The following is a 20,853-nucleotide window of genomic DNA, read 5'->3' on the forward strand; positions in this document are numbered from 1 at the left end:
TGCCAATAGATTGCGGACGATTTGTTATATATGCCAAGTTATAAAAATCTGAGTTCAAGATAATCCGCTGTGCGCGATGGCTCTAGCAAAGTCTAGCGATGGCAGCAGCCGACCGCAAAGATGACCTAAAATCACAGTAACTTGAGGTAAATCCCCGCCTTACAGACCTCATCGTGGTCGTATCGGCGGGTGACTTCCTCGGGGGCTGAGTCCCCGACCCTGCCGTCGTAGCAATGGCTAATCGCGGAACTGAAACGAGCCGCCTAGGCCAGAGTACGAATGCCAACCGAGACTCTAATAAATGGTGTGCCCCCTGGATTGGCTGTGCTAGTCACGCTCCATCGCTTGATTATGCTTTAAACGGTCAGTGGGCTCAAGTAAGGAGCAAAATCGGTGACGCTTAGCCGCATCAACTCCTCCTCAGGTGTACAGATAAAACTGGCTGACTTGTGCTGACCATCCCCCTATTTGAGAGCGCACCTGATCAGCCCGAAGGACAATTAAGCTCTCAATTACTGCCCTTGGGCAAGACGATACAGGACGCCAGCGCCCAATTGAATTTGCCTGGCCATCAATGACCACCGTGGGCTGCAGTACCCTCGGTGGTAGGCCTAAAAAATCTTGCTAATGAAGGCCATTAGCAAGATTCAGAACCAGCCGCCCAGAGTTCGTTGTTAGCCTTGGCGCAGCTGATCGAGAACGCTTTGGTCTTCCATCGTAGAAGCGTCACCGACGATCGCTTCACCACTGGCCAAATTACGTAAAAAACGGCGGATGATTTTGCCCGATCGCGTTTTGGGCAGGGCATCGGCAAATTTAATATCGCCGGGCCGGGCAATGATGCCAATCTCTTTCACCACATGTTGCTTGAGTTCTTGCTTGAGGTCATCGCTGGGGCTGTAATGGTCTTCTAAAATCACAAAGGCAAAAATGTCTTCACCCTTGATCTCGTCCTTACGACCCACTACAGCAGCCTCGGCTACCGCCGGATGCGACACCAGCGCCGATTCAATTTCCATAGTACCGAGGCGGTGGCCCGATACGCTAATCACGTCATCGACGCGACCCATGACCCAAAAGTAGCCATCCTCGTCTTTGCGGGCTCCATCCCCGGCAAAATACAGATACTGACCGTCGATCGGAGCAATGTGCTCCCAATAGGTGCGACGGTAGCGATTGTCGTCGCCATAGACCGTGCGCATCATGCTGGGCCAGGGGTGCTTAATCACCAGATAACCGCCCTCGTTGGGGGCGACGGGATGGCCATCGAGATCGACCACATCGGCCAAAATGCCTGGGAAGGGCAGGGTGGCGGAGCCAGGCTTGGTCGGAATCGCCCCCGGCAGCGGCGTAATCATAAAGCCGCCGGTTTCGGTTTGCCACCAGGTATCGACAATCGGGCAGCGCTCATTGCCAATTACCTGGTGGTACCACATCCAGGCCTCGGGGTTAATCGGCTCGCCCACGGTACCCAGCAACCGCAGCGATGACAGGTCGCGGGCCTTGGGCAAGTCATCGCCCATTTTGATAAAGGCGCGAATGGCGGTGGGAGCGGTGTAGAAAATGGTAACGCCATACTTTTCAATCACATCCCAAAAGCAGCCGGGGTTAGAGGGGCGCGGCACCCCTTCGTACATCATCGTGGTGGCCCCATTCGACAGCGGCCCGTAAACGATGTAGCTGTGGCCAGTAATCCAGCCGACATCGGCGGTGCACCAGTAGACATCGGTGTCTTTGATATCAAAGGCCCACTTAAAGGTCATGTGGGTATAGAGGTTATAGCCGCCAGTGGTGTGCACCACCCCCTTGGGCTTGCCGGTGGTGCCGCTGGTGTAGAGAATAAACAGCAGGTCTTCGGCGTCCATTGCTTCGGCAGGGCAGTGGGCCGAAGCGGTAGCCTGAAGCTCGTGCCACCAGTGGTCACGACCCTCGACCATCTCAATCTCGGCCTGGGTGCGCTGCACGACCAATACGCTCGACACGCTGGGCACACCGCCCTCCGCCAGCGCCTGATCGACTGCTACCTTAAGGGGCACCACTTTGTCTTTGCGAAAGCCACCATCGGCGGTGATTACGACCTTGGCCTCAGCGTCGTTGAGGCGATCTTTGAGAGCCTCAGCGCTGAAGCCGCCAAAGATCACGGTGTGGGCCGCCCCAATGCGGGCACAGGCCAGCATGGCGATCGCCGCCTCCGGTACCATGGGCATATAAATGCCCACGCGATCGCCCTTTTGCACCCCTAGCCCCTTCAGCACGTTGGCCACCTGGCACACCTCCCGGTGAAGCTGCGCGTAGGTGAGGGTGCGGCTATCGCCCGGTTCGCCCTCCCAGATCAGGGCCGCTTTATTCCGCCGCCAGGTGGTGAGATGGCGGTCTAGGCAGTTATAGGAAATATTGATTTTGCCCCCCACAAACCACTGGGCAAAGGGCGGCTGCCAATCGAGCACGGTATCCCACGGTTTAAACCAGTGCAGTTCTTGGCTGGCCAGTTCAGCCCAAAACTTGGCCGGGTCGGCCGCGGCCCGTTCTGCTAACGCTTGGTAGTCGTCTAGGGTCTTAATCGAGGCGTTTTGAACGAACTCATCGACAGGCGCAAACAGGCGATTTTCGTGGAGAATCGATTCGATGGTGGGGGAAGCCATAGACAATGCTAAGTCTCGTGAAAATAGAAATCAACGTCCTATCATAGCCGCCGCTAGTCTAGCAACATGCTTTGAAAACCATACGTTTTTTGACGGCCATTTGAATATTTTCTGGGGATGTCTTAATTTTCTACAGCGTTATGCCCCTGGGTTAACCGTGCGATCGGTGGCGCGGACAGGGCACCGCAGGATAAGGCTAAGACCCATTTAACTACTTAAGACTTCATTGAGCAGCGCCGATTTCATTCCATCAACTGATTTAATCAAAGTCAACCCCACCCTATTATCTCGAGCCCAGCGCCAGGGAATAGTCGGCCACTGTTGCGGCATGGTTTGGGTCGTCACTATTGCATTTAGGGGTATCAATGGCCTATTTGGTATCGTCAATGCAGCGTTTTTGGCGACGATGGCCCGCTATTTTGATGGTAGCTGCGGGCTATGTTTTGGTGGCTAAGCTCAGCTATCACGTGATGGGGATGGAGACCTCGGTGCTCCCAATCTGGCCACCAGCGGGCTATAGCCAGGGCATATTGCTGATTACTGGAGCTACCCTGGCTCCTGGTATCACCCTGGGATCGCTGATACAAACCCTCACGTCTCCCGACCACACGTGGCATCGAGATAGCCTAGCCGCCTTTAACAACACCCTTCAGCCCTTAGTTGGCCTCTATCTGCTACGGCGCGTAAAGTTTGCCAACCCCCTCCGGCGCGTTAAAGACGTCGGCGCTTTTATCGGTTTAGGGGCAGTCGTACCCGCCACGCTCAGCGCCACATTAGGCGTTACTTACTTTTATCTAGTGGGATTGGTAAGCCGAGATTTTTTCAGTACCGCCTGGTTTAACTGGTGGATTGGCAATGTTACAGGCGTTGTCGTTATTACAGCCCTGATGGTGACCTGGCGGCAGGGCATCCAGCGCTGCCGCAACTTCTCTTTCCCACCGTTTATTGCCCTGTGGGGGGTAGTTTTAATCAGCCTGAGCTGGTTTTTATTTTGCGATCCCTGGAACCAGCTACAGCCTCCTTACCCGCTGTATATTGTGTTTCCCATTGTGATCTGGGCGGCCCTACGATTAGGCCCCCAGGGGGCAACGTTAGGCACGGCTATGGTTACCTTGATTGCGACCTGGGGCATTACCCAGGGGCAGGGGCCCTTTATTATCGCCACGGGTGATTCGGCTCGGGCGGTGCTGTCGTTGCAGGCGTACATTTGCGTTTTGGCGTTTACGGTGCTCATTTTGGCCAGCGTGGTGGCTGAGCGAGAACAGGCGCAATTAGATCTTCAAGGAGAAAAAGAAAAATCAGAGCAACTCTTGCTCAACATTTTGCCCCTACCCATTGCCAATCGTCTGAAGCAGGGCCGCAATACCATTGCCGACCATTTTGCCGAGGTAACGGTGTTGTTTGCCGATATCGTCGAGTTTACCCAGCTCTCTGAAACCCTCAGTCCCCAAGACTTGGTCGCTCTCCTCAACGATGTGTTTTCTCAGTTTGACCAACTGGCTGAGCGCCATCGCCTAGAGAAAATTAAAACCATTGGGGATGCCTATATGGTGGTGGGGGGGATTCCCTACGCCCGCGATGACCATGCCCAAGCGGTGGCCAATATGGCGCTAGATATGCAGGTCGTCGCTCAAGCCTTTGGCGATCGCACCGGCCAGGCCTTTCGATTGCGCATTGGCATCAACACCGGCCCAGTGGTAGCTGGAGTAATTGGCACTAAGAAGTTTATCTACGATCTCTGGGGCGACACCGTTAACACAGCTAGTCGCATGGAATCGATGGGCATAGCCGACCATATTCAGGTCACCGAAACCACCTACACCTATCTACGCAACACCCATAACCTGGAATTACGTGGAGAGGTGTGGGTAAAAGGCAAAGGGAACATGCTTACCTATTTGCTGCGATCTAAACGCTCGGTAACTGCTGCCCAGTCGATCTAGGTATTGTTGTCTGCGGCCCTGGGGCCACAAGTTCTCCTCATCTGCTGGGTATACTAAAGTCTTAATTGAGGTTTTTCGCGCAGGTCCTATTTCATGCGGCCTGCCCATTCAGCAACCTAAGTCATCTTCATGGGTCTATGACTACGGCTAAGGCATCGGTACCGGCACAGCAAATCCCTTCACTCCCCAATCAGAACCTTCTGATTGAGACTATTCTGGGAGTTTCTATTTTCGATTTTAGTAGCCTACCTCGAGAGTATTTCATCACTGCCGATAACGAAAGCACTAGCTGGGTACAGGTCGTGTTTCAGGCCCTCGGGCTAAAGGCACTCCTGATGTCGTCCCTAGAGTTAGATGGGTTCTCCCACATTTGCATTGAACTCGACCAGCAAACGGCTATCTTAGTGAGGACAAAGGAAACCTATGTAGCCTTGCTGATGGCTCAGCCCCTAACCTTTGCCACCGCCCAAGAGGCCGATCAATTTAGTCAGTGGGTGAGGCAGTTTGAGCGTCAACTGCTGCGGGAACACAGCCGCTTCATTTCAGTTTAAAGCAGGCGGTGCCTAGGGCAAGAAGCGATCGAGAGCTGTTTTGAGTTCGGCGATCTCAGCTTCAATATTGCCATCCTCGGCCGCCCGACCGATACATTCACTCAGGTGCTCATCGAGAATGATGCGGGCCACCCGGTCTAAGGCCCCGCGCACCGCTGCGATCTGCACGAGTACATCGGGGCAGGGGCGACTCTCCTGCACCATGGTCTTAATGCCGCGAATATGCCCTTCAACCCGGGCAAGGCGGTTGACAATGCGCCGCAGCGACTCGGGATCGTGCACATGGGGGTGGGCGCTGCTGTCGGATTTACCAGCAACCTCATGGAGGTGAGAAGGGGGGTGGGAACTAGGGTTATGCAATGGAGGTTAACAATGAGTAGAGAGATCGAGCAGGAGGGGGGATCGAGCAGGAGGGGATCGGGGCTGCGGCCTGGAAATCAACGTGACGACTCGGCTGTACCATGCTGGCCCAAGTCACCTAAAACCGAAATAACTAGGGGGCTGCCGGAAACCCTGAAAGAGTCGCTAACTCCTCTAGGGATCTCACGCCTGGATACAACTGACCGTCAATTTCCCAGGTGGGGTAGCCCTGTATTCCCCGCTGCTGACAGAGGTCTGGCTGGGCGTTTTCGCCATCGGCAGCACATTCGACATAGGGCAATAGATCAGCCGCGTCGTTAAAGATGGCCTTTTGGTCAGCGCAGTGAGGACACCAGTAGGCTCCGTACATTAGACTGCCGGTGCTGGTCAGATGCTCGGCCAGGGAAGTTTCGTAGGCGCTGTCCGATGCGACCCCGAGGTCTTGGGGGCTGCACCCAAATAGCACCACGGCCCCTAACAGTAGGCTCCCCAGCCCAACTAAAGATTGTGATCGCCGGGACGAAGAATACAACAGCTGCACCATAGGCCTGGGAGATATCAGTAACTGAGGGCTGTCCAGGATTTGCCCCCGTGAGCAGACCCCCTTAGTGTAGCGTCAGGGCCTTGGTATGGGCGAGTAGAGATCCATCACTTGGGCCAGGTCGAGCCGCGATCGCGGCCCAAGTTCCGGCCCCGAGCGATGCCCCTGGTTGAGGTGGTCAGCGGCGGCACAGCCAATCATGGCAGCGTTATCAGTGCAGAGGCTGAGGGGCGGGAAGATAACCCGCAGATCGTGGTCGGTAGCCGCCTGTTGCAGATGGTGGCGCAGACCGCTATTGGCCGCTACCCCACCCCCAACGGCGACCGTAGACAGGCCGTAGTCACGGGCGCAGGCCACCACCCGCCGCGTTAAACTGCGGGCCACTGTCGCCTGAAAGCTGGCGGCCAGATCGGCCACAGGCAGCGGGTCTATGCCCTCAGCCCTGAGCTTTTCGACCAGCCGCAGCATCGCGGTTTTGAGCCCGCTGAAGCTGGAGTCGTAGGGATGAAAGCCCCCCGTTGGCAGCGAAATATTACCTTCAGGCAGAGGAAATGCCTTGGGGTCACCCTGCTGCGCTAGCCGATCGATGACGGGGCCACCCGGATAGCCTAGCCCCATCAGCCGCGCGACCTTGTCAAAGGCTTCACCAGCGGCATCGTCGCGGGTTTGGCCCAGCGTCTGGTACTGGCCACAGCCTTTGACATAGATCAAGCTGGTGTGCCCACCCGATACCAGCAGGCAGAGATAGGGCGGCTGGAGGTCAGGGCTGGCCAGGTAGTTGGCGTAGATATGACCCTCCAGGTGGTGCACGCCTAGGAAGGGTTTTTGGCGCACCATGGCCAGGGTCTTGCCCGCTGTTAGCCCAACCATGAGTGCGCCCACCAGCCCTGGGGTGCAGGTGGCGGCGACCCCATCGATATCGTTCCAGCCGACTCCAGCCTGGGTCAGCGCCGCGCTGATGCTGTCGCCCAGGGTGACCACATGATGCCGGGAGGCCACTTCGGGCACGATGCCGCCGTAGGGCCGGTGAATCTCGATCTGAGAGGCCACGACGCTGCTGAGCAGGGTGCGATCGCGCACTATCGCCGCCGCTGTTTCATCACAGCTGGTTTCTAACGCTAAAACTGTCGCCATCGTGATTACTACCGAAATAGGACTACAGCGGGATACACCGTAATTTGTAGAGATGTAAACACCCTACCGATCTTAGCTTTACGGGGGTTCGGCGGCGGGGTATTATGACGACCAAGTTGGGTGAATTTTTGTTCAAAAAACTTAACTTTACGTTCAAATCGCCCTAGTTTCTTAGGTAATTAAAAGGAACGGTTTATGCGACGGTTTTTTGCTGTAGCGCTTGTAGTCTTTCTCTGGTTCGGATTTGCCCCCCCGGCCTCCGCTAGCTTAGCGGGCGACAATGTATCGGGCCTCACTCCCTGCGGTCAAAATGAAGCCTTCTTGAAGCGGGCGGCAGGTGCCACAACTGAGCAGGCCAAAGCTCGGTTCGATTTTTACGGCAACTCTAGCTTGCTCTGTGGCAGCGACGGTCTGCCTCACCTCATAGTAGACGGCGACCTGGCCCACGCCGGGGAATTTCTGATTCCTAGCTTGTTGTTTCTCTACATCACCGGGTGGATTGGCTGGGTTGGCCGGTCTTACCTGATCGCTGTGCGCGGTGACAAAAGCCCTGAAGACAAAGAGATCATCATTGACGTGCCCCTGGCGATTAAATGCTCTCTCTCTGGGTTTGCCTGGCCCCTGACTGCGTTTAAAGACATCGCCAGCGGTGCCATGTTTGCCAAGGATGACGAGATCACCGTATCGCCTCGCTAGGCAACCTGCTGTACCGATCGAGGACAACCACCCAGGAGACTTTAGACCATGGACAACAACTTGCTTCGGTATCTGTCATCTGCGCCAGTGCTCGCCACGGTGTGGATGGTGATTACCGCCGGTATTCTGATTGAATTCAACCGCTTCTTTCCCGATTTACTGCTGCATCCCTAGGGAAACTCCTCGAAGAGGCCGCTTTTCGAGGTAACTATGAAGATGGTTTTTGAGATCTTAGCTGCTCCTAAAACCATCTTTTTTACTTGCTGTGTTTTGTTTGAGTTGGAGACCTTCCCCTATGACAGATCTCATTAAGCCCGCCGGGGATCCACAAATCGGTAATCTAGAGACACCGATCAATTCCTCTGGGTTTTCTAAAGCCTTTATCGGTAACTTGCCGGCCTATCGCGTTGGGCTATCTCCCCAGCGTCGCGGCCTAGAAATTGGCATGGCCCATGGGTACCTGCTCTATGGCCCGTTCGCGCTCCTTGGCCCGCTGCGCGATTCTGATATTCCTGGGTTGGCGGGGCTGTTGAGCGCAGCCGCTTTGGTGGTCATTTTGACCGCCTGCCTCTCGATCTACTCGGGGGCTGGCGTTAATACTGCCGTCACTAAGACCACGACCCCCTTCACCCCGCCCGCTAGCCTTGAGACCGATGAGGGCTGGAGTGAGTTTGCCGGTGGCTTCTTGATCGGTGGTATCGGCGGGGTTACCTTTGCCTACTTGCTGGCCGCTAACATGCCGATGCTGACTACGCTGGTTAGCGGTGGCCACAGCTAAGCTGAGTCAGCCCATTTCGTCAGTTAATACAGGGACGGTGAATCGCAAGCTTCATCGTCCCTTATTGTTCGTCTACCTAGATTGCCCTGATCGCGTCTACCGCCGCCTCGATCGCCAGGGCTACATGGGTCCAGTGGGTGCCCCCTTGGCAGTAGACAATGTAGGGCTCCCGCAGGGGACCGTCGGCAGATAGCTCTGAGGTACTGCCGTCGATGAAGGTGCCCCCGGCCATCACTAACTCGCTGTCATAGCCCGGCATGGTGGCCGGGACAGGTTCTACGTAGGCATCGATGGGAGAGTAGCGCTGCACAGCCCGGCAGAAGGCAACTAGCTTTTCTGGTGAGCCCAGGCGAATAGCCTGAATGACATCGCGCTGGGGGTGGCTGGGGGGCGGGTTGACGGGGTAGCCCAGATTGTCAAAGCTGGTCGCTAGCAGATAGTTACCCTTCATGGCTTCGCCCACCATTTGGGGGGCCAGAAATAACCCCTGGTACAGTAGTCGATTTTGATTTAGGCTCGAGCCACCGCTGGCCCCAATCCCCGGGGCGGTCAGGCGGCAGGCGGCGGCGGCCACCAGATCGGCCCGACCCGCGACGTAGCCGCCCGTGGGGGCGATAGTGCCCCCGGGGTTTTTAATCAGCGACCCGGCGATCAGGTCGGCTCCGACAGCGGTGGGCTCACGATCTTCTAAAAATTCGCCATAGCAGTTATCGACGAAACAGACAATATCGGCATTCTGCCCCTTGACCAGGCGTATTATTTTTTCGATTTCGGCTATGGTAAGGGTTGATCGCCAGCTGTAGCCGCACGATCGCTGGATGTGCACCAATCGGGTTTTGGGCCCAACTGCACTAGCCAGGGCATCCCAATCGAGGGTGTTAGCGGCGGTTAACGGTAACTCTCGATAGGACACCCCAAATTCTGCTAAGGATCCCTGGCCGGCGCTGCGTAAACCAATTACTTCTTCTAGGGTGTCGTAGGGGGTGCCTGCTATGGCTAGCATCTCATCACCGGGACGCAGCACACCGTATAGGGCACAGGCAATGGCGTGGGTGCCCGACACAAATTGCGATCGCGCTAGAGCAGCCTCTGCCTGCATCACATCGGCAAATACCCGATCAAAGGTGTCGCGGCCAAGATCATCGTGGCCGTAGCCCGACACGCTGTGGAAGTGGTGACTGCCAACCCGTTGCTGTCTAAATGCTTTCAGCACTCGTCCCAGATTGTGCTTGACCTGGGCGTCAATTCCATAAAAAATCGGAAGGAGTGTCGAGTCTGGCAGCATCATTGGGTTTGATTGTTGCAATGGTTAAATTTTTTCGTTAAGAAACAGGGGTACTTATTCTCCCCTACATTTGCTCTGCCTGCGCAAAATTCTGATCTTTAAAGAGTCTTGTCTAGGCCCTTGTCCAAATTCTGAGACTTCTGCATGACTGCTGTAACTACCGAGCGTTTATCCCGCGATTGGGTCACCATCCTGTTTATGATTGCCGTCCACAGTCTGGCGGCGCTAGCGTTTTTACCCGCTAACTTCTCCTGGGCTGCGGTTGGGGTCGCCCTGTTTCTACATTGGTTAACGGGCTGTCTGGGCATTACCCTGGGTTGGCACCGGTTGGTCTCCCACCGCAGCTTTCAGGTACCCAAGTGGTTAGAGTACTTCTTTGTGCTGTGCGGCACCCTAGCCTGCCAACATGGCCCACTGATGTGGGTTGGCCTGCATCGCCACCACCACGCCTACTCTGACCAAAGCAATGATCACCACGACTCTAACAAAGGCTTCTGGTGGAGCCATATGGGCTGGATGCTGCGCGAGGTGCCCGCGACCAACGACATTGATCGCTTTATCCGCGATATCAAAGACGACCCCTTCTATTTATTTTGCGAAAAGTATTTTCTGGCCATGCAAATTGCCCTGGGCCTGACCCTCTATGCCCTGGGCGGTTGGTCTTTTGTGCTGTGGGGTGTTTTTGTGCGCCTGGTGGTGGTTTACCACTGCACCTGGTTAGTGAATAGCGCCACCCATAAGTTTGGCTATCGCAGTCATGAAACCACCGACAGATCGACCAATTGCTGGTGGGCAGCCCTCGTCACCTATGGCGAAGGCTGGCACAACAACCACCACGCCTACCAATACTCGGCCCGCCATGGTCTCAAGTGGTGGGAGTTTGATATCACCTGGCTCACCATTAGTCTGCTAGAAAAAGTAGGCCTGGCCAAAAAAGTGAAGCTAGCTAATTCCACTGAGGCTTGAGCTGCCGATCGCCCATTCGGGCCATAGTGTAAAGCCACAGCAATGGGGCAGCGAGATGCTGCCCCATTGCTGTGTAAAGCCGCTTTAAAGCGGGACTCACGCTGAGAGATCTCGATGTCTACTCCAACCCCCGCAAAATATGCTGGGTGGTGAGCAGGGCGCTCAGCCCTACAAAGCCGCTGCACCGACCTCGCTGGGCCGTCATCCCGAGGGCAATACTAGAAGCTTGGGTGGGGTTACGCGTAAACCGTGGTGACGTGTTGATGTAGACGACAGCGCTAGTTACCAACTGGGTAAAGCGGTTGCTCTCGGTATAGCTTTCGGTGGCAATGGCGTTAGCATGGCCACTGCTGTGGTGGTTCATAAAGGCGGCGGCGGCGGTGACATCGTCTGCTAAACCCAAAACGACGGTTTTACTCAAAAAAGGCCGCTTCCAGTCGGTGGCGGTGGCGGGCTTAACATCGGGCAGGTCACCGAGCAAAGCCTCGTCGGCCAAGAGCTCAAAGTCTTGATCCCACAGGGTGTGGCACAGCTGCACAATGGTCGATGGGCTACAGCTTGGGTGAATCAATACTTTTTCGATGGCATTGACCGCGTCAGGCTCACCCTGATGGCTCTCTGTAATCATGGCGGCAACGGTATCAAATTGGCCCGTAGCCGACCAATAGAGGTAGCAATTGCCCATAGCGATTGGCAACACTGGCACCCCAGCCTGGCGCACCACCTGCTGCACCAGCCCGGGTCGTCCGTAGGGAATGATTAAATCGACCTGGGGAGATTGAAGCAGCCAGGTGCGGGCCACATCCCCTTGTTCTTCAGTGAGCGAAAGCAGGCAGTGCTGGGGTAGGCCAATTTGGTCGAGGGCTTGGTGCAACGCTCGCAAAATGGCTTGGTTAGTCTGGCTTGCTTCGTTACTGCCTTTTAGCACGAGGCCATTGCCTGTGCGCAGACACAGCCCTGCCATAATCGCCGATAGCTCTGGAAAGGCCTCGTATACCAGGGCTACCACTCCCAGTGGCACAACCTGGCCATGGCCCAGCACAGCCTTGCTCGATCGACTAGCGGCCGGATGGATGAGCCCGCGAGGATCACCTAGGTAGGCCAGTCGGCGCACTATCTTGGCTGCGGTTTGTAGCCGCTCAGGGGTGAGCTTAAGCCAGTCGAGTAACCGCTCTGGCACCGCCATGTCGAGACTGGCTTCTAGGTCGAGGGTGTTGGCTTCGAGAATATCGTCGAAGCTGGCTTCTAGCCGGGTCGCCACCGCCTGGAGCAGCTTGCTCTGGGTCTCTGCTCCAGCGGCTACCAAATCATAGCTAGCCTGGCGCACCTGCTCTACAGCGGCACTAAAGTCGTCTTGGGTAGCCAAATTTACCATGGGTTTAGCGCCGCGATGCCATCCAAAACATACCAACAACCGCCAGTGATACCGCCAACGTTGTCAGCAACCGAGCCGTTGAGGGTGTGCTATCGGGGGTTTGTAGGGTAGCCAGCAGCAAAAAAAACACCATGATGCCAAAGGCTGCCAGTACAACCAGGGGCAAATAGCTCACGCTCAAGGACGATCGATCGAGACGCCACTGCTGCCCACTCCACCGCCAGAGGCGTTTGTAGGGATAGTGGGTAGAGAGTTGCTCGATCACGTAGCCATCGTCTTGCACTACGAAAATCTGCTGACAGCGATCGCAGCCAAAAGCTTCGGTGAGCGTAATCGGTTTAATACAGCCATTGCGGCGACAGGGGCAAGGATAGTCAGCGTTTTGGTCAATCTTTTGGCTTTTGTAGGTACGCACAGCACTGCCGAAGGGGGAGCGGGATGGGCCGGTAACCACCATCATTCTGCCACATTAACCAAAACCTCCGCCGAAACACAACCAGTCTAGGTCGTCAATCCCGAAGCCTTTATTAAGGCCGCTCGATTTAGCGCTAGATGTATCTTCTGCCGCTTGAAATTTTGAAGATAAACATGGTAACTAAGGATCACTCAATAGCTTTAGCCCTGACCCCCATTAGCCCGCCTGGGCAGGATATTCCTATGGCTACCGATCGCCTGGAGATGGCAGTGAGAAATTTTCAACATGTCAATCAAATGGTGGAGCGCTACACTCGTCTGTGCCGCGCCTACGTTAGCCTGTCCGAACGCTTTCATCAGCTCGATGTCGACCATATGACCCTCAAAGGCCAGGTGGTACCCCTGATCAAGACCCTCAAAGCTCACCAGGCTAAACTCCGGACTGCTGAAGCCGAAACCGCTCGCCTACAGACCACCCTAGGCCAACAGCAGGTGCAGCTAGAGGCGGCCCTCGAACAGCAAGAGGCGCTGCATCGGCAAGAACTCCAGCAGCTGACTCAAACCTACGAAGACAAACTACAGGCCCTCTCCAACCACGTCGCCGAACTTCAGCCCTTAGAACAGCTACTCAGTGCCGACACCCACGAAGAACTCAGCGCCGCTGAAGCCCAAATGGAGTTGGTCGAAGCCACCCTTCAGGAAATGGAAGAAGATAGCTCCCCCGATCTCTCAATCGAAGAGAAAGCACTGCTGGCGGCCTACCGGGCTAACCCAACGGCTTTCTTAACGGCCCCGGCCACCGCTGGCCGCGACAGCGAAGCTGAAGAGCCCGTAGCGTCTATGTGGCATTACTACTACGACGAACAGGTACCCGAAGGCTTGGATGCCTAGGCCTGAGTCGATAGCGAGTTAAGAGACAACCTTACTCACAAGCCAGTTGGCTAGACCGCCTCTAAAGGGTGCGCAAATGCGCTGAATTTGTGTTGCCGAAAAGCACTGTTGATAAAAACAGAGAATATTGCCATACACCCCATTGGCATAGAAGGGGGTATCTTGAGCCAGGTTGAGAGTCTGGAGGTCAAAAACCTTGGCCCTAGTACCCGAGGCATAGTCAACCATGATGCTGAACCCATAGCCCCGCTGCTGTAGCTGGTGCAGACAGTCTAAGGTGCCCGCCAAAAACTTAGGCGACCAACCCTTTTCACCCTTTTGGCGACTGCCGCCGCCACCATACTCAAACATAACCACCTGGGGCAGCAGGGCCACGGGTAGGTCAGCAAACTGCTGAATGACCACTGGTTCCCAGCCTTCAATGTCGAGCTTAAAGGCGGTAATTTGGGTAGCGCTCACCTGGGCGAGCAACGTGGCTAGGTCTAGGGTAGCCACCTGTCGGGTGTCGGTAGAGGCCCCAAACCAGTCGGCCGCTAGTGAGCTAAAGTTGCTGTTGGCCAGGTTGGCAAACTGCCCCATGTGTAGCGTTTGAGCGCCGACTCGATCAGATAGGCACTGCTCAATCAGCTGAATGGAATGTTGCCGACAGATGGTTCGCAGCTTATCGGCGGGGGAAGGTTCTACCGCTACGGTGGTATAGCCTAGGCGGGCAAATAGCGCACAGTAAAAGGCAAAGGTACCCACCCCCACATCGACACAAAGCCCCTGGCGCTGGGGGTCGAGCTCGGGCAACAGCTGTTCTAACAGGGCCTGACAACAAGCTTCAACGCGCATTAGGTGGCCCTAACGAAAATATGTCTTAAGCCTAGACGATTTCAGCCCAAGGGGAGAGTTGGCCGGGGAGCTTCAAGCGCAGCAAGCACCGTCATGAGGCGACCCATTGAGCGCAATCTTCTTCTTAGGGCTAGGGGGCAGGGGAGCTAGGGAGCCAAGCGATCCGAAACGGTGGACATATTTCAGCCTTCGAGTACGAGTTAGGCACTCAGTTGCGATACCTTATGGCGCAAATTTTCCTGGGCCTGGCGTTCATACCGTTGGCGAAACTCGCGGGTTGTGAAGATCGCATCTCGGGTGAGGAATGAGCTCAGTCTATTGCGCCGGGCCGCTCGGTACTGAGCTTCGGGTACCCAGGCGTACTCCTGACGAATGGCGCGATCGTAGGCCTCAAAATGCTCTGGATCTGCGCCGAGGATGCTGAGGTCGATATCGAGCATCAGGTCGATGTCGCTATTGGTAGATGCGTGGGTTTTGGTCGCGAGAATCATAGTTGAGATGCTAGCGACAAGGCCAGGATCGACGCCTACAGAGGTTAAATATTCGCTTGCCCATTGGGCGCTGAGGGCTTCGTTGTCGGTACGGCGAGGGTTGTACACTGCATCGTGAAACCAGATTGCGATCGCGATCGCAGCGGGATGCTCAGCAAGATGACGAACGCGATCTAACTGCCGCAGGCAGTCGGTGATATGGTGCTGGCTATGGTAGTGGCGGGTTGGCTCCCTGTAGGCGATCGCCAGCGGCTTGAAGACATCAATCTGGGGTGTAATCCCGAGTTCTATCAGATCCGCAAGCAAGGTTTCCCGATCAAAGTTAGATTGCCGTCTCATGATCACCTAACGGCGGCATTGTGCAGCAGATTATATGTGCAGCAGATTATAGTGGATTCCAAAAACTGGACGAGTAGGTAAGCTCCGAAACTCCCGAAGAAACGATAGAAGCCAACCATGAGCAAGCAACACCGACCGTCACAGCACCACGCCGGATGAGACGTATTGCCAATGGTGTGTCAGGTTTCGCGATAACGCCACCCTCCCTAAGATGCGCCCATAGGGCTGGCCTACTGCGCTCGGCTAAAGGCCACCGCCGCCGCAATGATTAAGCTGAGTAATGCCAGCGGCACCCAAAGGTCATTTGCCATCATCATGAGGCTACACCATGTAGCGTGTGGGTGAACTGCCATGACTGTATCCGACCGGGTGATCTTTTTACAGGAACGCACCCCCCTCAGCCTGCTGCCTGCGACTACCCTGGCCTCCCTCGCCCGCCGCTTAAAGGCCGTCTCGGTTGCCGCTGGGGAACCCGTCGTCGAAACAGGGCAAGACCCCGAGGGGCTATATATTGTTTGGCGGGGTAGGCTGGAAACCGAGACCGCCATGGGCGGTATGAGCTATTTGCCCGGCGCGGTGCTGAACCTGGAGGCGTTGCTGCTGGAGCAGTCTGCTGAACAAACTATCCGCACAATTACCGACAGCACGCTCTGGTTTATCGATCGCGATCAGTTCCAGACCCTGATTCAGCAATACCCCGATATTTTGCGCACCTTTACCCGACAGTTGGTGGATGCAGTCAAACGGCTGTCGTTTCAGTTTGACCGCGAACAAGAGCGCCAGGGATTGCTGCGTCCCTACCTGGTGGCCAAGGCGCGGCGGGGGGTAATTGGCCACAGTCGCTATGGCGATCGCCTGCGTACGCAAATTCGCACAGCGGCTAGCCATCGGCGGTCTATCCTGATCTTTGGCGAGCCGGGGCTAGAAAAAGACAACCTCGCCGCCCTGATTCACTTTGGCTCAACCCAGCGACGACAGCCCATCATCAAAGTAGACTGCGGCCAGCTCCAGACCAGTGGGGCCGATCTGTTTGGGCGATCGGGGGGGCGCATGGGGCTGCTAGCGGCCTTAGGTACCGGTACCCTGGTGCTCAACAATCCCAACGAACTCGATGCCGACCTGGTCGAGCCGGTGGCCCATCTGCTCGAAACCGGGCAGTATCGACCCGTAGGCCGCAACGGCGAATCCACTCCGCTAGTCACCGCCGAAGCCCGCATCATTCTGCTCTCAGAGCAAGCCGTGCCCACCCTTGACGGCCTGGTTAGTGACACGATTAAGGTGCCGCCGCTGCGGGTGCGTAAGGCCGACATCGAAGACTGGGTCAACTACTACCTATCGCTGGTGTGCCGTCGTCGGGGCACAGGCCGCATAGCCGTTACCCCTGAAGCCATTCGTCGCCTGCAATCCTATGACTTCCCCAACAACCTGCGGGAGCTAGAGAACCTGATAGAACGGGCGGCAGCCCAGATAGCCGGGGGCGGGTTGATTACTGAAGAAATTATCTGGCCCGCCCAGAGCAAAAAGAAGCAGCTGCGGCTCAATTTGCTCAACCGCTACCCCGCTCTACGGCGGTTTCTGCGCAGCCCCTGGTGGCCCGATCGCATCAACTATGGCATTACCCTGACTCTATTTGCAGGGGTAATCGCCTTGCTCTGGTTTGGCCCCCAGCAGCGAGAAGAGAATGTAGCGCTGACGGTGTTTTGGGCCTGGTGGTGGCCCCTGGTGCTGCTGAGCTTCCCGTTTGTGGGGCGGCTGTGGTGCGCGGTGTGCCCGTTTATGATCTACGGTGAAGTCACCCAGTGGATATCTAAAAAGCTGTTTCCCGATAGGCTCAAACGCTGGCCCCGGCAGTCGGCAGAGCGCTGGGGGGCCTGGTTTCTCTTTGGCCTGTTTACCTTAATTTTGATCTGGGAAGAGGTATGGCATTTAGAAAACGTTGCTTACCTATCGGCCTGCCTGCTGCTGCTGATTACCGCCGGGGCAATGATTTTCTCGGCCCTGTTTGAGCGCCGGTTTTGGTGCCGCTACCTGTGCCCCATTGGCGGCATGAATGGCCTGTTTGCCAAGCTCTCGATGACCGAGCTACGGGCCCAGCAGGGCACCTGCTCAGCCGAGTGCACCACCTACCAGTGCTACAAGGGTGGCCCCGAGAAAGGCGAAGGCCAAGCAACCCTGGGCTGCCCGCTTTACTCCCACCCGGCCCAGCTCGAAGACAACCGCGACTGCGTGCTCTGCATGACCTGCCTTAAGGCCTGTCCCCACCGCTCAGTGGAACTCAACCTGCGCCCCCCCGGCATTGAGCTGTGGACCACCCACCAGCCCCGCGCTGCCGAGGTGGCGCTGATGTTTTTGCTGCTAGGGGCCGTATACCTGCACCGCCTGCCCGAATTGCAGGGGCGGCTGGGCCTGCAACTACCGCTGGCAACCATCGCGGGCCACAGTGGAGTCGCGCTCGCCCTGCTCGCCCTGCCGGCCCTGTTGCCCCTGGCGATCGAAGGGCTGATCTGGCTGGTGGCGCGGGGGCAAAGTCGCACCTTCGTCAAGCGGGCCTACGGCTATTTGCCCCTGGTGTGGGCCGCCAACCTGGCCCACTATCTGCGCCTAGGTCTGGGGGAGGGTGGCCGCATTTTGCCCGTATCTTTTGCCACCTTTGGGGTCTCAGGGCTAAATTTGCCGGTTTGGGTTGCCCACCCAGCAGTGGTAGCCTTTCTTCAGGGAGCAACGCTACTGCTGGGGTTAACCCTCTCACTATGGCTAACGGCCAAACTCTGTCGCTATGGCTGGCAGCGTTGGTTGCAGCACGGATGTACAGGACTGCTTACACTCAGCCTGTGGTGGGTGATTCCGGGATTTTAACGATGGCTCAATCAGGGCCGTGGCCCCTGTCGATTTAGCTGGCCTAGGCTGGTAAAGTTTTGGTGCTTGGGTCACCCAGGGTAGTGCCCCCAACAGTCGCAACTACCCCGGGCCTGGTAGTTTAAATTTCGCCCCAGCAGCACGCATTCGCTGCAGCACGCATCTACCCTAGTCAGGCTAAGGGTGCAGTGCATTCCATCACTTCATGTTCCTCCTCGCGGTTTTGCTCATGTTCCAGGACAGTTCGCTGGACTTTAAGCTGGTGCAACGGGTATGTCTGCTACAGCAGGCCCTTGATCAAGCCAAGATCTCAATCGAAGACATGCAGGAGCAGTTGGCTAACCACGACATGCTCCAGGCTCACCTGGCTCAAACCGAGGAGTACTCCAACGTTCAACAAAAAATTATTCTCAACCTAAAGCAGCAGCTCGCCGCCAAAGATCAGTGGCAGCACGACGTGCTGAATCAGCTTTTGACTGGGGTCAGGGGCCTCGTTGCCGATCAGCATCTTGAGCTTGAGCGGCTGCGGGTACGGGTTCACCAGAGCCAGGCGGAGGTACAAGACTACCTAATACGCATCAAAAATCACTACCAAAGTTTGGCGGTGGGGCGCCATCAAGCTCATGAGCTAGACCTCAACTCGGAGGTGATGATTGCGCGATCGCTCACCGTCAGTCTCAGCAGCCAACTTCAGGCTGCCCGGCAACACATTCAGCACCTCGACACCACGCTCTCAAGCCACCAGGTCACCCTAGCCCGCATGCAGTCCTATCTCCAGGGTGACGGCCAGGGGCCGAGTGAAGCTGGCGATTTACCCAGCCTGCCCGCCGCCAACGCACCCGCCCTAGATGATGACCCCGTCGCGCTCAAGGCCACCATCGAAGCCCAGCGGCAGAAAATTGCGGAACTCAGTGCTGAGTTGGGCCAGCAGTTTCAGCAGCAAACTAGCCTCAAGCACCGCTGCCAGCAAATTGCCGCTGAGCGCGACAACATTAAACAGCGAGCCGTTGCCCTCAGCCTAGAGAACGAAGCGTTGCAAGAGCAGATTTGGCTTCAAGACAATACGCTGGGCTAGCATCGCCTGACGCCACAGCCCACCCCCTCCCTGTCTAGTGGGCCTCACCAATGCGATCGGGCAGTACCCCATCCAGCAGCGGCGTGAGTGAATCCTTCAGCTGACCCGCTCGAATGAACTCAGCGTAGGTATCAGCCTCGATCGCCAATAGCTCTTCCCGCAGTTGGTCTGAGGCAAATTCTCGAATGCTGTCGTTTTGCTGCTCTAGTTTAGCCATCTTCTCTTTGACTTCTGATAGCTGGCCTTCTACCAGAGCCATCTGGTAGCCGACAAACTCAGGGTCAAACTCCTGGTTAGTTTTGATCTCATCCAGCCGGTTCATGACGCGGGTAAGGGCTACCCGCTGGGCGGTCATCTGCTTGTATGCCAGCTTTATGGGCTGGTCGCCCAGTAGCTCCAGGTACTCGAGCAGGGGTTTTGTGGTCAGACCCTGCACCAGCAGGGTAAACAGCATGACGCCAAACACAATGGCGATAACTTCCTGGCGATCGCCCAAAACCGCAGGCACACTCAGAGCCAGAGCTACCGATACCGACCCTCGCAGGCCACCCCACCACAAAACGGTTTGCCCCTTGATGGGCAGATCCATCTCAGGGCCCGTGACCGCATTGCTGATGAACCCTAGCCCGTAGACGCTAACCGCTCGAGCCGCCAGCATAATCGCGATCGCCACAACAATCTTGTCGAGTTCCTCCACCAGCCCATCGAATCGGACCTGGTCACCAATCAGCAAAAACACAATGGAGTTAATAAAAAACGACACAAACTCCCAAAACTCCGACACCACCAGGCGAGTGCGGGGGTTCATGCCAATGCGCGAGCCAAAATTGCCCAAAATCAGGCCCGTAGTCACCACGGCAATCACGCCGGAGCCGCCCAGTTCTTCTGCGACCAGGTAGGTGCCATAGGCCGACACCAGGGTCAGTGACTGCTCCACCAGAGGAATGTCAAACCGCTGGGTCAAAAAGGAGAGGCCAAAGCCAATTAGCCCGCCGATGCTGATGCCCACGCCCACAAACACCAAAAATCGAGCAATGGTAACCGACACGTCAAACTGCTCTAGGCCGAGGGCAATCCCGAGCACCAGGTTAAACGCGACAACCGCCACGCCATCGTTAAACAGGCTCTCGCCTTCCATGACGGTGGTGAGCTTTTTATCGACCCCCAGTTCGCGAAACAGAGCCACCACCGACACCGGATCTGTCGCCGACAGGCTGGCCCCCACTAGCAACGCCGTCGCTAACGAGGCCCCGGCAAAGGCTTGCAGTCCCCAGACCAGGCTACCGACACAGATAATTACCCCCACAATGGCGTAGAGCACAACTGGTACCGAGTACTGTTTCAGCCTCGTCCAGTTGAGGTTCCAGGCGGCCTCAAACAGCAGCGGCGGCAGAAAGATAAACAAAATCAGCTGGGGCGACAGATTAATCAGGCGGACATCCAGTACCGCCAACCCCAGACCGACGAGCAGCAGCAGTAGGGTGTAGGGAATGTTGCGCAGCACACTGAACACACGGGATAAGGTGGCAACCCCTAGGGATACCGATAGCACCAGGCAAAACTGACGCAGGTGTGCTTCGATTGTCGGATCTTCGAGAATGGGCTCGGCGGCAATCAAAAAATCCATAGAATGCTGATCCTGCTTTCTACAACGCGATGACTCAACCACTGGCGTGATCTGA

Annotated in this window: 20 protein-coding genes; 9 read left to right on the top strand and 11 right to left on the bottom strand. The window is 56.4% G+C overall.

Annotation, left to right across the window (positions count from 1 at the left end; all coding sequences use genetic code 11):
• Positions 1-674 precede the first annotated feature (674 nt).
• Positions 675-2,642 carry an acetate--CoA ligase gene (gene acs / locus IQ254_RS08130; protein WP_193965674.1) on the bottom strand — a complete coding sequence of 656 codons (1,968 nt, stop codon included), beginning with the start codon at positions 2,640-2,642 and terminating at the stop codon, positions 675-677.
• Between the two features lie 365 nt (positions 2,643-3,007).
• Between acs and IQ254_RS08135 the strand changes: the two genes are divergently transcribed.
• Both IQ254_RS08135 and IQ254_RS08140 read left to right on the top strand, forming a co-directional pair.
• A complete protein-coding gene (locus IQ254_RS08135; protein WP_228040353.1) occupies positions 3,008-4,585 on the top strand; it encodes an adenylate/guanylate cyclase domain-containing protein in 1,578 nt (525 codons plus the stop codon).
• Positions 4,586-4,722: 137 nt separating this feature from the next.
• Positions 4,723-5,136, top strand: a complete 414-nt coding sequence (locus IQ254_RS08140) for a hypothetical protein (RefSeq protein ID WP_228040355.1) — start codon at positions 4,723-4,725, stop codon at positions 5,134-5,136.
• Positions 5,137-5,148: 12 nt separating this feature from the next.
• Here the strand turns inward: IQ254_RS08140 and IQ254_RS08145 are convergent, their stop codons facing one another.
• From IQ254_RS08145 to tsaD, 3 genes are all read right to left on the bottom strand, one after another.
• Positions 5,149-5,496, bottom strand: coding sequence for a metal-sensitive transcriptional regulator (locus IQ254_RS08145; protein WP_193965675.1), 348 nt, complete (start codon positions 5,494-5,496; stop codon positions 5,149-5,151).
• A 133-nt stretch (positions 5,497-5,629) separates the two neighbouring features.
• Positions 5,630-6,040, bottom strand: a complete 411-nt coding sequence (locus IQ254_RS08150; protein ID WP_193965676.1) for a protein disulfide isomerase family protein — start codon at positions 6,038-6,040, stop codon at positions 5,630-5,632.
• Between the two features lie 72 nt (positions 6,041-6,112).
• Positions 6,113-7,171, bottom strand: a complete 1,059-nt coding sequence (gene tsaD, locus IQ254_RS08155) for a tRNA (adenosine(37)-N6)-threonylcarbamoyltransferase complex transferase subunit TsaD (RefSeq protein WP_193965677.1) — start codon at positions 7,169-7,171, stop codon at positions 6,113-6,115.
• A 195-nt stretch (positions 7,172-7,366) separates the two neighbouring features.
• On the opposite strand from tsaD, the gene IQ254_RS08160 reads away from it, so the two are divergent.
• From IQ254_RS08160 to IQ254_RS08170, 3 genes are all read left to right on the top strand, one after another.
• On the top strand, positions 7,367-7,867 hold the full coding sequence (locus tag IQ254_RS08160; protein WP_193965678.1) for a Photosystem I reaction center subunit III: 501 nt from the start codon (positions 7,367-7,369) through the stop codon (positions 7,865-7,867).
• A gap of 48 nt (positions 7,868-7,915) precedes the next feature.
• Positions 7,916-8,041, top strand: coding sequence for a photosystem I reaction center subunit IX (psaJ, locus tag IQ254_RS08165; RefSeq protein ID WP_017301046.1), 126 nt, complete (start codon positions 7,916-7,918; stop codon positions 8,039-8,041).
• A gap of 121 nt (positions 8,042-8,162) precedes the next feature.
• A complete protein-coding gene (locus tag IQ254_RS08170; RefSeq protein ID WP_193965679.1) occupies positions 8,163-8,645 on the top strand; it encodes a photosystem I reaction center subunit XI in 483 nt (160 codons plus the stop codon).
• A gap of 76 nt (positions 8,646-8,721) precedes the next feature.
• Here IQ254_RS08170 and IQ254_RS08175 read toward each other — a convergent pair whose 3' ends face one another.
• Entirely contained in the window at positions 8,722-9,933 is a 1,212-nt protein-coding gene (locus IQ254_RS08175; RefSeq protein WP_193965680.1) for a methionine gamma-lyase family protein, read from the bottom strand.
• A 141-nt stretch (positions 9,934-10,074) separates the two neighbouring features.
• Between IQ254_RS08175 and IQ254_RS08180 the strand changes: the two genes are divergently transcribed.
• Positions 10,075-10,896: a fatty acid desaturase gene (locus tag IQ254_RS08180; protein WP_193965681.1), complete on the top strand. Its 822-nt coding sequence runs from the start codon at positions 10,075-10,077 to the stop codon at positions 10,894-10,896.
• 118 nt (positions 10,897-11,014) lie between these two features.
• On the opposite strand, the gene IQ254_RS08185 is transcribed toward IQ254_RS08180, so the two are convergent.
• Positions 11,015-12,271, bottom strand: a complete 1,257-nt coding sequence (locus IQ254_RS08185; protein ID WP_193965682.1) for an aldehyde dehydrogenase family protein — start codon at positions 12,269-12,271, stop codon at positions 11,015-11,017.
• Between the two features lie 4 nt (positions 12,272-12,275).
• On the bottom strand, positions 12,276-12,686 hold the full coding sequence (locus IQ254_RS08190) for a hypothetical protein (RefSeq protein ID WP_193965696.1): 411 nt from the start codon (positions 12,684-12,686) through the stop codon (positions 12,276-12,278).
• A gap of 242 nt (positions 12,687-12,928) precedes the next feature.
• Here IQ254_RS08190 and IQ254_RS08195 point away from each other — a divergent pair, with 242 nt between their 5' ends.
• Positions 12,929-13,576 carry a hypothetical protein gene (locus IQ254_RS08195; RefSeq protein WP_193965683.1) on the top strand — a complete coding sequence of 216 codons (648 nt, stop codon included), beginning with the start codon at positions 12,929-12,931 and terminating at the stop codon, positions 13,574-13,576.
• 18 nt (positions 13,577-13,594) lie between these two features.
• Here the strand turns inward: IQ254_RS08195 and IQ254_RS08200 are convergent, their stop codons facing one another.
• The 3 genes from IQ254_RS08200 to IQ254_RS32035 all read right to left on the bottom strand — a co-directional run bounded on the left by IQ254_RS08200 (position 13,595) and on the right by IQ254_RS32035 (position 15,593).
• Complete coding sequence (locus tag IQ254_RS08200) at positions 13,595-14,410, bottom strand: FkbM family methyltransferase (RefSeq protein ID WP_193965684.1); 816 nt, start codon at positions 14,408-14,410, stop codon at positions 13,595-13,597.
• Positions 14,411-14,610: 200 nt separating this feature from the next.
• Positions 14,611-15,240: an N-methyl-D-aspartate receptor NMDAR2C subunit gene (locus tag IQ254_RS08205; protein ID WP_193965685.1), complete on the bottom strand. Its 630-nt coding sequence runs from the start codon at positions 15,238-15,240 to the stop codon at positions 14,611-14,613.
• Positions 15,241-15,470: 230 nt separating this feature from the next.
• On the bottom strand, positions 15,471-15,593 hold the full coding sequence (locus IQ254_RS32035) for a hypothetical protein (RefSeq protein WP_255526986.1): 123 nt from the start codon (positions 15,591-15,593) through the stop codon (positions 15,471-15,473).
• Here IQ254_RS32035 and IQ254_RS08210 point away from each other — a divergent pair.
• The gene (locus tag IQ254_RS08210) at positions 15,592-18,096 is read left to right on the top strand and encodes a cyclic nucleotide-binding domain-containing protein (protein WP_193965686.1); all 2,505 of its coding nucleotides are present in this window, start codon (positions 15,592-15,594) and stop codon (positions 18,094-18,096) included. The two genes, IQ254_RS32035 and IQ254_RS08210, sit on opposite strands and share 2 nt — an antisense overlap.
• 229 nt (positions 18,097-18,325) lie before the next feature.
• Positions 18,326-19,171, top strand: coding sequence for a hypothetical protein (locus IQ254_RS08215; protein WP_193965687.1), 846 nt, complete (start codon positions 18,326-18,328; stop codon positions 19,169-19,171).
• A 34-nt stretch (positions 19,172-19,205) separates the two neighbouring features.
• On the opposite strand, the gene IQ254_RS08220 is transcribed toward IQ254_RS08215, so the two are convergent.
• Entirely contained in the window at positions 19,206-20,798 is a 1,593-nt protein-coding gene (locus IQ254_RS08220) for a sodium:proton antiporter (protein WP_193965688.1), read from the bottom strand.
• Between the last annotated feature and the right edge of the window lie 55 nt (positions 20,799-20,853).

This window comes from Nodosilinea sp. LEGE 07088, assembly GCF_015207395.1.
Classification (GTDB): Bacteria; Cyanobacteriota; Cyanobacteriia; order Phormidesmidales; family Phormidesmidaceae; genus Nodosilinea.

Coding starts and splice junctions, on each gene's coding strand:
- IQ254_RS08160 (WP_193965678.1), top strand. CDS start 7,367: ATGCGACGGTTTTTTGCTGTAGCGCTTGTAGTCTTTCTCTGGTTCGGA.
- IQ254_RS08200 (WP_193965684.1), bottom strand. CDS start 14,410: ATGCGCGTTGAAGCTTGTTGTCAGGCCCTGTTAGAACAGCTGTTGCCC.
- IQ254_RS08220 (WP_193965688.1), bottom strand. CDS start 20,798: ATGGATTTTTTGATTGCCGCCGAGCCCATTCTCGAAGATCCGACAATC.
- IQ254_RS08150 (WP_193965676.1), bottom strand. CDS start 6,040: ATGGTGCAGCTGTTGTATTCTTCGTCCCGGCGATCACAATCTTTAGTT.
- IQ254_RS08135 (WP_228040353.1), top strand. CDS start 3,008: ATGGCCTATTTGGTATCGTCAATGCAGCGTTTTTGGCGACGATGGCCC.
- psaJ (WP_017301046.1), top strand. CDS start 7,916: ATGGACAACAACTTGCTTCGGTATCTGTCATCTGCGCCAGTGCTCGCC.
- IQ254_RS08180 (WP_193965681.1), top strand. CDS start 10,075: ATGACTGCTGTAACTACCGAGCGTTTATCCCGCGATTGGGTCACCATC.
- IQ254_RS08215 (WP_193965687.1), top strand. CDS start 18,326: ATGTTCCAGGACAGTTCGCTGGACTTTAAGCTGGTGCAACGGGTATGT.
- IQ254_RS08140 (WP_228040355.1), top strand. CDS start 4,723: ATGACTACGGCTAAGGCATCGGTACCGGCACAGCAAATCCCTTCACTC.
- IQ254_RS08205 (WP_193965685.1), bottom strand. CDS start 15,240: ATGAGACGGCAATCTAACTTTGATCGGGAAACCTTGCTTGCGGATCTG.
- IQ254_RS08170 (WP_193965679.1), top strand. CDS start 8,163: ATGACAGATCTCATTAAGCCCGCCGGGGATCCACAAATCGGTAATCTA.
- acs (WP_193965674.1), bottom strand. CDS start 2,642: ATGGCTTCCCCCACCATCGAATCGATTCTCCACGAAAATCGCCTGTTT.
- tsaD (WP_193965677.1), bottom strand. CDS start 7,171: ATGGCGACAGTTTTAGCGTTAGAAACCAGCTGTGATGAAACAGCGGCG.
- IQ254_RS08175 (WP_193965680.1), bottom strand. CDS start 9,933: ATGATGCTGCCAGACTCGACACTCCTTCCGATTTTTTATGGAATTGAC.
- IQ254_RS08210 (WP_193965686.1), top strand. CDS start 15,592: ATGACTGTATCCGACCGGGTGATCTTTTTACAGGAACGCACCCCCCTC.
- IQ254_RS32035 (WP_255526986.1), bottom strand. CDS start 15,593: ATGGCAGTTCACCCACACGCTACATGGTGTAGCCTCATGATGATGGCA.
- IQ254_RS08195 (WP_193965683.1), top strand. CDS start 12,929: ATGGCTACCGATCGCCTGGAGATGGCAGTGAGAAATTTTCAACATGTC.
- IQ254_RS08185 (WP_193965682.1), bottom strand. CDS start 12,271: ATGGTAAATTTGGCTACCCAAGACGACTTTAGTGCCGCTGTAGAGCAG.